Genomic DNA, 10,257 nt, shown 5'->3' on the forward strand with positions numbered 1-10,257 from the left:
AATATTGCTCTTCAATAGAATATTTTATAAATAACTCATAGGATACTTAACCTTAAGCCCAGGGAAAGTGAAGCATCTTCAGGCGTTGGCGTATTCATCAACATTCAGTAAAGGGAAGTGCTCAACACTGCCCCTAGATGATTCCCCGCTTAAAAAAGATTATAAGCATTAACCCTCTTCACTAACGCGTGAACATGCGCGCCACAGTTATGGCTATTAAGATTGGGTTAAGGGGGTTAGTGGCTAGGAGGGCGTTGACTCTGATGACTATAATTGCCGTAGCCACCGCGGTGACTCTACTAATTGCCCTTGAAACAGTGACGTATGGTGTTAAGTACACTGTGGGCCTTGAGGTTAAGTCAATACTGCCCGCTGACCTAATGGTATACACTTCAACCGCAATAATACCGGAGGAGTTAGTTAACATGATTAATGGCCTGAAGGCCGTTGAGTACGCTGCACCAGCAATATTAACTGGTGCAATTGCCGGTGGGCATGATGCAACACTCATAGGTTTATCAACAAGTTCCTTCAGTTACTTCTACCCGCAGTTAATTCAGGGCTCATTACCGATAGGTGGGGATGAGTGCATAGTATCTCAGCAGTTGGCTCAGGCATTAAACGTGAGCGTAGGTGATTACATATACGTCTACGTGCCTCAGGGTATTTCAGGAACATTCAACGTGCTTAAGCTTAGGGTTTCAGGGGTTTTCACAAGCATATTCGGTGGTTTACTGGGTTTCCAAGTCTACATGATTGTAACCCAGTTAAGTTACCTGCAGAGTCAATTAAACACAGGCGACTTCGTTAACGTTATATTCATTAAGGTTGTTCACGATAATCCAGTCATAATAAATAGACTTAACACCGCAATGAAGCAAATGATACCTGAGGCCCAGGTTTATGAACAGCAGTCAATAATAGGGAGCGTTAATGATGTGGTCAATTTAATTAACGTATTCTTCATAGTAGTCATAGTGCTAAGCGTCGTCATAGCTGGACTCATAGTGGCCATAATGGTGCTGATAAACGTTAGGGAGAGGAGGAGGGAGATAGGGATAATGAAGGCGATAGGGGCATCTAATGGGCAGGTAATGTTAATATTCATAGTGCAAGTAATAGTGGTATCCCTAATAGGTGGTTTACTGGGTTTAATCGGGGGTTACTATGGCTCAATCGCAATGGTTAGGTTAATCAACTACCTAGGGTACAGTATAAGGATAATTATAGTTCCCGTACCTGAATTCTTTGCACTAGGGTTAGCCACCGCATTAGCCACTGGGGTATTAGCCTCAATACCACCCTTAATCAGTGTGACTAGGATAAGGCCCGCTGAGGTAATTAGGATGGAGTAGCAGCCTTAGGTAGTTCCCTTTAATTTCATTAAGGTTCCCTGCAATGACCCCTAGGGATAACTCATTAATCACCTGTGACTAATCACGTTAACTTCCCTTTAACCACCTCAGCTATCGCCTTAGCTAAGGGGGGTGGTACGGCCTCACCCACTTGGTTAAACTGGGAGTCCCTACTCCCCATGAAGATGTGGGTGTCGGGGAAACCCATTAACCTTGCCTGCTCCCTAACGGTGAGTAACCTATCCTCAAAGGGGTGAATGAACCTTACACTACCCATTACTGTTGGTGCTGGTTTATTGGGATGAAGCCTAATGAAGTTCCTATAGGTTCCCCCGGAACCCCTGTATGTGAATAAGGCTTGCCCCCAATTAACCCTACTAATACCCTTAATCTTCCTCCCAGACACAGTGACCGGTTCATGATTAGGTATTAGTGGTGTTGGTTCAGGTAAGCCTTTCAAGGCCTCCGCAACCGTGGTTAACCTACCTACCTTAGGCGGCTTAATCACGATATTGGATATGAAGACCCTCCTCCTAACGCTAGGCACTGAGTAGTCCTCTGCATGAAGCACATTAAAGTAAACATCCCTGTAACCCACCCTCCTGAACTCACTGATTAAGGCCTCCCTAAGCCCACCCTCCATTATTGCTGCTACATTCTCCATCACGAACACCCTTGGCTTAAGTTCACCAACCAGCCTAATGAACTCTAGGGTTAATTGGCCAAGTTCATCCGAGTACAGCCTATCCAAGGGTTCACTCATCCTCCTTGGATTAGCCCCAGTGTAGGCTTCACAGGGTGGCCCACCTATAACTACGTCCACGTCCCCAACGTACTTAACAATATCACTACCCCTAATTAACCTAGCGTCCTCACGTATGGCGACTGCCCTAGGGAAGTTAAGGCTGAATGACCTCACTGAGTCAAGGTCAATGTCTAAACCCAACACTACTTCAAAGCCAGCATCCCTAAAACCAGCTGAGAATCCACCAGCCCCTGAAAACAAATCCACCACCTTCAAACCCATTAAGCCTCACTAACCCCTTGACTAATGGTTAATTCATAAACCTAACCCATTTAACACCCCATTACGACTTATGATTAAGCGTTAGTTTCATTGTAACCCAGTGTTTAAATAGCCCCAGTGTTAATAATCCTGATGACTAAGGTAAGGGTTAGGGGGGTTTACGCCACGGCCCTAACTAAGATTATGCTGGAAGATGGGTATGATATTGTTCAAGCTACTGACACCATATTAAGCAGATTCAACATACTCCACTCCACTGAACCCCCTGACGTAACCATTAAGGATGATGAAAATGTGCCAGGGGCATTATTCGTAATAGGCAAGTGCAGTGAGGTTAATAGGGTTCTTGAATCCATACTACGCAGGGTTGGGGATGTTGCATTCAACAAGCCCCCTGTCCCATTGTATAGCGTAATAATGGGTGTTGTCACTGATAGTGGCCATATTGAAGTCGCCCCAGGTGTGGTGGCTTTGCTTGAGGGTTCTAATTACTTTAGGCCTGGTGATAAGCTTCCAGTCACTATGGTTAACGTAACTGGGCAGTTGAGGGCGAGCCCATACATAATGCCAACCACTAGTTACCTCAGGGTCATAGATAGTCCAACTGTTAGGCTTAGTAGGCATATTAAGGATCCTGAGGCTAAAATGATGCTTGTTAGGGTTGGGTTAAGTAAAATAAATCAACTCAGCGGCTTAGGCATAAGGTGGAGGAGTTCAGCCCAATACTTAAGTGAGGAGGAAGCCGAGAAGGCTTTAGATGAGGCCATAAGCCTCGTTAACGCCATTAGGGTTAAGATTGCTGAGGCAAGGGATTACGACATGTTATTCGAGGGTGAGTGCATAGTCTCAGTGATACTTGACGCTGAGGCAAGGTGGGTGCTGGATGATGTTAGGAACACTATTGTACCCACTGTGAGGGGTCATCACGCATTGAAGATAACCATGAAGAACACTGAAATCCTAGACTACACTGAGTACTTAATTAATGAGCTGAAGATGAGGGATGAGTTAAGTAGGGCTTTAACCAACTACGCGTTAGGTAACTTACCCATGATTAATGTGCATCACGTTAAGGTTAACGGTGAACACATTAACCTGGGGCCTGGGGAAAGGGTTCACTACAGCAATGGGTTACTCGTCATTAGGAGGGAGTTGAAGCCGGGTGGCGTATTGGATGGCCTCAATGTGGTTAAGGAGTATGGTGATGTAGCCTACAGCGTCATTAACCTTGGTGAGAGGCACTTAATGCACATTTACGCCTCGCAGGATGGTTCATTTAAAGGAGCCTACATAAACATTAACACACCTATTGAAGCTACTTGGGATGGTGTGATTTACGTGGACCTTGAGGTGGATTTAACCGTGGATAAGGAGTTAAACGTGAAGGTTATTGATGAGGATAAGTTAAGCAGTATACCGAGTAGGAGGCTTATTAATGAGGCTGAGGCTGAACTTAGTAGGCTTAGGGGTAATGCAGTGGACCTGGTTAAGGAGCACATTGGCATGTTGAGTAAGCTTGGTTTAAGTATTCGTTATCAAGAATCATGAAGTACGCCGACTCACCATCACTGTAGTAGCCCGGTATAGTGTGGTGTATCCTGAACCCTAAGCTCCTGTATAGGTTAATTGCAGCATCATTCGATACCCTTACCTCAAGCACTATTGAGTTCACAATACCCTTAAGCCTACATATTGATGAACACATGAGGAGCTTACCCACCCCCATCCTCCTATACTCGTTTAACACACCTATGGAAACAACGTGGCCTTGACCAGGCCTATCAATGCATGTTATTATGTAGCCAATGTATACCCCATCCTTAACAGCCACGTATGATGAGCTTGAGCAATTCTCGCAAAGCCACTCAAGAAAACCCCTAGTGTAGACCTCACTGGGTCTAAAAATCCTCTTCTCTAAATCCTCAATTGAATCAATTATATCTAACCCACATGGCTTAACCTCAATACCACTCTTCATACTCAACGCGTATGCCTCAGTATTTTAAAATACAACTACACTCATCACCACCGTTAGTGGGCTTATTTAACCTGATTAATTATAACTTAAAAAATCAAGCGTAGTGGGGCTTACGTGCCCATAGAGAGGATTGTGGAGTATAAGATAACCGTACCTAAGCATGCGGCCTTGGACATAATATTCAGGGTAGGGTTACTTGGTGAATTCATGCCTATTGACAGGCCCCCTAAGTTACCTGCCCCATCCATTGACCAGGAGACCTACAATAGCGTTAGGAGACTCACTGAGGCGGCGAGGACAATATCAAGGTATGGTCAGGGCCAATTGGATTCAACCATAGGTAGGTTTAGGGTTAAGGCAACGACCTTTAGGGACTTCGTGGACTCAGTTTACAAGAACGGGGAGGAGTTGATAGGTAGGATTAGGCAGATTGAGGACTCACTCAATAGTGCTGAGGAGGATTTAACGAAGCTTAAGCTCCTGGTGAACGTTAACTCCCTAATGGGCACATTAAGCCTTAGGAACATTAAGTACATTGTAATTGAGGCCCCCTATAGGATGTTAAGCGACTTCGAAAACTCCATTAGGCAGATTGAGGATGCTGCCTTAATTAGGCTTAGTGAAACTGGCGATAAGGTTCACGTACTTGTTATTGCACCAACCTGGGAATTAAGGAGAATCAACGATACCATTAGGCTACACAACGTTAAGGTAATTGAACTACCTGAGGGGGATTTAAGCAACGTGGAGGTTAGGATTAAGGAGACTGAGTCAACAATAAGCAGTTTAAGGAGTCAACTGGAGTCATTAATCAACAGTAATAAGCCCGTGATAAGGGGTATTTTAGAGGCGGCGAGTGTTGCTGAGAATGTTATTCAAACGTACGTTAACAGCGCCGTTGAGGAGGGGGGTGAGGTTATTGCCAGGATTGACACGATTAAGGGCCAGATAAGTGAATTAGAGGGTAGGTTAAGTAAGCTTAGGCTGCTCATGGAGGCCTACAACGGCTTAATTAAGAGCGGCATTAAGGAAATGGGGCTTAAGTCACTTGAGTACTCACTATTCATAGTAAGGGGTCAAATACCCCCTGATTTAGGTAAGTACTCGGGCTACGTGATAAACATAGGGAATGACTTAACCGCATACTTAATCATGAGTAATGTGGACTACCCCGAATCCAAAAATATTGTTAAGGCACCCAGGGAGCACTTAACCGACCTGGAGGCATCAGTGGGGTTACTTAGTAGGGAGGCTAGGGAGGTGGAGAGGAGGCTGGGTGAATTAAAGGGTGAGCTTAGTGAAATGATTCGTGAGAGGGATGAGGCTTGCAACTACAGTATTGAGGAGGCTAGGCAGGTAAGTGACCTAGTTACCATTAGGGGTTTTGTTCTTGAGAAGAACGTTAACCGTTTCGAGGACTTCCTGTACAGGACCTTAACTGACCTAGCCGTTGATGCTAGGGTTAGGAAATTCACCAGGGTTATTCAGGTTAATTCAATTAACCCTCATGAAGCCCCCACTAGTGAGGAGTACCCAGTACCCATTAGCGCCTTCAAGGAGATCACGTACATGTACGGTATACCTAGGTATGGTGAATTAAGTCCAGTAACCTTAACCGCAGTGTTATTCCCAATCTTCTTCGGCTGGATGTTCCCCGACGCTGGGCAGGGTGCAATACTGCTGCTTTTTGGTGTGCTCATGAATGTGCTTAAGTATAATGGCAGGAACAGCATCCTTAGGGCAATGTTTTCAGGGAAGGCTAATCTATGGGGGCAATTATTCATAATGATGGGTGCTTGGGCCATTGTATTCTCAATACTGAATAGTGGTGAGGTTTTCGGAATGGATTTAATTAAACCACTACTACCGTGGGGTCGGGTTTTCGTAAATGGCACAATAAACGAGTACTGGATAAACTGGGTGTTACCATTAGCAATGCTGTTCGGCTTCACACTGCTAATTATTTCACTAGTGCTTAAGCCACTGAATAGGGCTAGGCTTGGGTATAGGTTGGATGCCATGACGCTGGCTTGGGTTCCACTCGTTTTCATTGGCTTTGGCCTACTCATGATGAATGTTGGAATTATACCAATAGCCCTATTAAACTCATCATTCTCAATACTATTAACCCCCCAGGTTAGGTTGCTTGGCGCAGCATTAATGGTGATAGGGTTCGGCGGATTCTTCGGCTCATTCATGTACCTTAAGTCAATGCCTAATGCTGAGGTTGATGCTGCTGAATTAATGGTTGGATTAACCATAGAGGGCATCCTAGATGCAATAGCCAACACGTTATCCTTCATGAGGCTTGGAATAATAGCTCTAGTTCACAGCATATTCACCTACATGACCTACCACTTAGCGTTAACCTATGGATTACTAACTCCAGTAGGCCTACTAATAATGATAATGCTCAACACTCTTATTATAGCTGGGGAGGGGTTCCTAACCTTCATACAAACAAGCAGGTTAACCTTCTACGAAGTATACTCTAAGTTCTACGAGGGCTCGGGGAAACTATACATGCCGCTAAGGTACATGCTCACAGCACTAAGCGTTGAATTGCCTTAAAACACCAGGTAAAATTTAATTTAAAGGGCTAAGTTAAGCCTAACCGGTAGAGGGGCCCGTAGCTCAGCCAGGTTAGAGCGGCGGCCTTCGGAACCGTAATGGAGAGAGCCGTAGGTCGTGGGTTCGAATCCCACCGGGCCCGCTAGGGGATGATTCTTGAATTGAATGGTTTATGGCCTTGATAATCCACATTTATGGATACGTTCAAGTACCTGTAACCCACAGGGTGGAGTATTGATGGTCCAGTTATGCTAGTAGCCCGGGTAATTAACCACTCACTATTAATTGGGCATAAAAATTATAAGAGGGAGTAAACAAAATAAGGCTATGGGGTTTCTCACTATTAGTAAGCGTGGTGCATTAGTGACTATCATTGCATTAATTATTACCTTGGCACTAGCGATTACGTACATTCATATATTAAATGTACGTCATAGGGTAGTAGGTAGAACTTTAAGCACAAGCTATAAACTCTCAATGATTAACATCACGGTAATGTATAACAATGCAACATATTCATATATTCAGAACCTATCTATGGTGGGTGAATTAAATGGAATTAGTTTCGCGTCATCTTTACTAAAGCCGTATTATAAGTATTCTGTGAATGTCACGATAGGGCCGTTGTATTGCTTCAAACCATATGTTGCTAATATTACTTCAGATAACGGTGCCTTATGCGTACCATCAATAGTTACCATGAATGCCACTAACGAGCATGTGGTTCAGGACTTAACAGCAGCGACTGACTTATGGCGTTACATAAACAATAGTCTATATACCGTGAGGTACTTAATTTTAAGCATACCAGCCGTTAAAGGGTATGTAAATGGTAAATGGGTGGTGCCAATATCCTTTGGTGCTGCAGTAACGTGGATTAGATTAAGGAATTACTCAGTATCGAGCAGGGTTTACTACTATTACTACTTCCTCATAGTATCCTCCAATGGTATAAGGGTTGGGATAATTCAAGTATATACGTATTTAAGTTCAGGCATAATTCATATGTATGTGGAATTACCAGCAAGTACAAAACTTCCAAGCTACATTATGACTGGTCCCCTTGCCTCAATATACCTCTACACTATTAATTATACTAAAGGCTGGGCCTACTCTTTAACAACCCAAACTAACTCAACCTTCACTACAGTGTCCCTATACTTAATAGAACCAAGCCTCCATTGCATGGAGCAGTATGAACTATTTAACTGTACCTCACCAGGAATCTGGATGGTTGCACCTAATATACTTATGGAGGATCATTAAACCACCGTTTCTGAAGTTTAAAATCAACGCCAATTATTTAAAAATAAGCACATCAGTATTCTTAGAATTGAATGATTAAACAATATTAATACATGCAATCGTGAGTACTAACCTAAACCATCATTACTAAACACGTAATGTATTTAATGAAGGACTCCCTACCAGTAAGAACCTCGCCAATCACTACTCTAATAATTATTAATTGTTCCCAAACCTTCCCGATGCCGATAAGTCAGTATCTTCATGAAGTGGAGCATGGCTATAAGGTCACTGGGATTCACATAGTCCTTAACCATGTAGTGTAATGCTTGGCTTCAGTAAGGTTTTTAAGGGTTCTGGGGTAGAACTATACTTCTGGGGCAGAACTAATGCTATTTAACCCGAGGCCGAAGACCAGTAGGGCTGATTTATTTGGGAGGGATAGGGAGTTGAACCTACTTCATGAAAACGTAGACTCCCCCATAATTATAATTGCGGGTATTAGGCGCATAGGTAAAACATCACTCCTAAATGTATTCTTAAATGAGGTAGGTATCCCAAGTGTTGTGCTTGATTTAAGGGGGCTGAAGAGTAATTATGGTTTCAGGGACTTTTACAGCATTCTTGCAAAGGGCCTTTCCAATAGCCTTAATAAGCTCATTGACGTATTGAGGGGCATTTCGTCAATAAGGATAGTGGGGGTTGAGGTTGAGCTTAAATGGAGAGGTAGGGATGCAATTAGCGTACCAACACTTTTCGACTACCTGAATAGGAGGAGGGTTATTGTGGCCTTTGATGAGGCCCAGAGGTTGAGGGGTCCTAGATCCTTGGAGATCCTCGATGCAATAGCCCATGCATATGACTATGATAAAAACATAACATTCATATTCATGGGCTCTGAAGTAGGGCTACTCTACAGCTTCCTAGGCCTAGATAACCCTAAATCACCCCTATACGGTAGATACACCTTCAGGTTAACACTAGATAGGTTCCCGAGGGACTTAGCCATGGAGTTCCTTAAACGGGGATTCAAGGAAGCTGGCGTTAACGTACCCATGGATATTATAGAGGATGCTGTGGATGTTTTCGACGGGATACCAGGATGGTTAACGCTATTCGGAAACGAATACGTCAGGGGTAATAAGGATATTGGCAGGATTAAGGAGGAGGCGATAAGGATAGCCCTTGAGGAGTTAAGAAGCATAGTAAGTGAGAGAGGGAGGAGATATGTAATAGCACTCAGGGGTGTGGCAGAGGGGGCAAACACTTGGGGAAGGCTTAAAGCATACATTGAGGAAAGGGAAGGAGGCGTAATATCATCAAGCGTACTCCACAACATAGTGAAGTCACTGGAGGATTTAAGCATAGTTAAGGACTACAAATTCCTAGACCCAATATACGAGGAAGCGGCTAAGCTTCTGTGAAAGCACTAAAGGCACCATAAATGTATACCTTGAATTATTTAACCATAATGGCGTGGGGATTTAGTATCCGCGTAGGTCTACGTTGATGGGATCTTCTGGGGTATGTCTTCAATAAGGGTGTTAAGCCTGCTGACGGCTCCTCGTCTTGATGGGTGTGGGTTCTTCCCCTGGGGTGTCCCTTATCCTCAGACACCCCTCACTGAGGAGGCATCACCTACTCAGTACCACCCGTCAGCTGATGGCGGTGGGTAGCTCATCCTCTGCTAGACTCACCACCCACCAACCCACGATACTTCGACATTTTAGAACTTAAAAACCCCACCCTAAAGGACAAGGCTTCATGCTTCATTGTGACTGGCCCAATAGTGGTGGATGGTGATTTGAAAAACGACTATGACTATAACATTCTAGGTTACCACTTCATCATGATAAAGACACCCACATTCCGGAAACGCGTCAAGTACGCTGTGGGGCAAGTCACAAAAAGATTGGAAGTCTCGTTCTTTAGGGTGGGGTTGGGTTTAAATATTGGTATTTTTGAGGTGTTTTGAGTGTTGGGTTGGGGCGACTCTAGCAGAGGATGAGCCCCAGCCTCCCCGGAGGCTGACGGCGGGGACTGAGTAGTGATGCAGCGCCCGTAAGGAATACCCGAACTAT

The 10,257-nt window shown here is 44.2% G+C and carries 8 protein-coding genes and 1 tRNA gene; 7 read left to right on the forward strand and 2 right to left on the reverse strand.

Annotated elements, in window-relative coordinates:
- Nucleotides 1–194: 194 nt before the first annotated feature.
- Nucleotides 195–1,355, forward strand: a complete 1,161-nt coding sequence (locus tag Q0C29_RS10330; protein ID WP_292000590.1) for an FtsX-like permease family protein — start codon at nucleotides 195–197, stop codon at nucleotides 1,353–1,355.
- A gap of 82 nt (nucleotides 1,356–1,437) precedes the next feature.
- Here Q0C29_RS10330 and Q0C29_RS10335 read toward each other — a convergent pair whose 3' ends face one another.
- The gene (locus Q0C29_RS10335; RefSeq protein ID WP_292000583.1) at nucleotides 1,438–2,382 is read right to left on the reverse strand and encodes a DNA cytosine methyltransferase; all 945 of its coding nucleotides are present in this window, start codon (nucleotides 2,380–2,382) and stop codon (nucleotides 1,438–1,440) included.
- Nucleotides 2,383–2,514: 132 nt separating this feature from the next.
- On the opposite strand from Q0C29_RS10335, the gene Q0C29_RS10340 reads away from it, so the two are divergent.
- Nucleotides 2,515–3,930 carry a DUF402 domain-containing protein gene (locus Q0C29_RS10340; protein ID WP_292000584.1) on the forward strand — a complete coding sequence of 472 codons (1,416 nt, stop codon included), beginning with the start codon at nucleotides 2,515–2,517 and terminating at the stop codon, nucleotides 3,928–3,930.
- On the opposite strand, the gene Q0C29_RS10345 is transcribed toward Q0C29_RS10340, so the two are convergent.
- Nucleotides 3,869–4,360 (reverse strand): N-acetyltransferase, encoded by a 492-nt coding sequence (locus tag Q0C29_RS10345; protein WP_292000585.1) that lies wholly within the window; start codon nucleotides 4,358–4,360, stop codon nucleotides 3,869–3,871. The genes Q0C29_RS10340 and Q0C29_RS10345 overlap by 62 nt on opposite strands.
- 114 nt (nucleotides 4,361–4,474) lie before the next feature.
- Here Q0C29_RS10345 and Q0C29_RS10350 point away from each other — a divergent pair, with 114 nt between their 5' ends.
- From Q0C29_RS10350 to Q0C29_RS10370, 5 genes are all read left to right on the forward strand, one after another.
- Complete coding sequence (locus tag Q0C29_RS10350) at nucleotides 4,475–6,931, forward strand: V-type ATPase 116kDa subunit family protein (RefSeq protein ID WP_292000586.1); 2,457 nt, start codon at nucleotides 4,475–4,477, stop codon at nucleotides 6,929–6,931.
- Between the two features lie 52 nt (nucleotides 6,932–6,983).
- Nucleotides 6,984–7,073, forward strand: a tRNA-Arg gene (locus Q0C29_RS10355).
- 185 nt (nucleotides 7,074–7,258) lie between these two features.
- Nucleotides 7,259–8,197 carry a hypothetical protein gene (locus tag Q0C29_RS10360; RefSeq protein WP_292000587.1) on the forward strand — a complete coding sequence of 313 codons (939 nt, stop codon included), beginning with the start codon at nucleotides 7,259–7,261 and terminating at the stop codon, nucleotides 8,195–8,197.
- Nucleotides 8,198–8,565: 368 nt separating this feature from the next.
- Nucleotides 8,566–9,600 carry an ATP-binding protein gene (locus Q0C29_RS10365; RefSeq protein WP_292000588.1) on the forward strand — a complete coding sequence of 345 codons (1,035 nt, stop codon included), beginning with the start codon at nucleotides 8,566–8,568 and terminating at the stop codon, nucleotides 9,598–9,600.
- 102 nt (nucleotides 9,601–9,702) lie between these two features.
- Nucleotides 9,703–9,852: a hypothetical protein gene (locus tag Q0C29_RS10370; protein ID WP_292000589.1), complete on the forward strand. Its 150-nt coding sequence runs from the start codon at nucleotides 9,703–9,705 to the stop codon at nucleotides 9,850–9,852.
- Nucleotides 9,853–10,257 lie beyond the last annotated feature (405 nt).

This window comes from Caldivirga sp., assembly GCF_023256255.1.
Lineage (GTDB): Archaea > Thermoproteota > Thermoprotei > Thermoproteales > Thermocladiaceae > Caldivirga.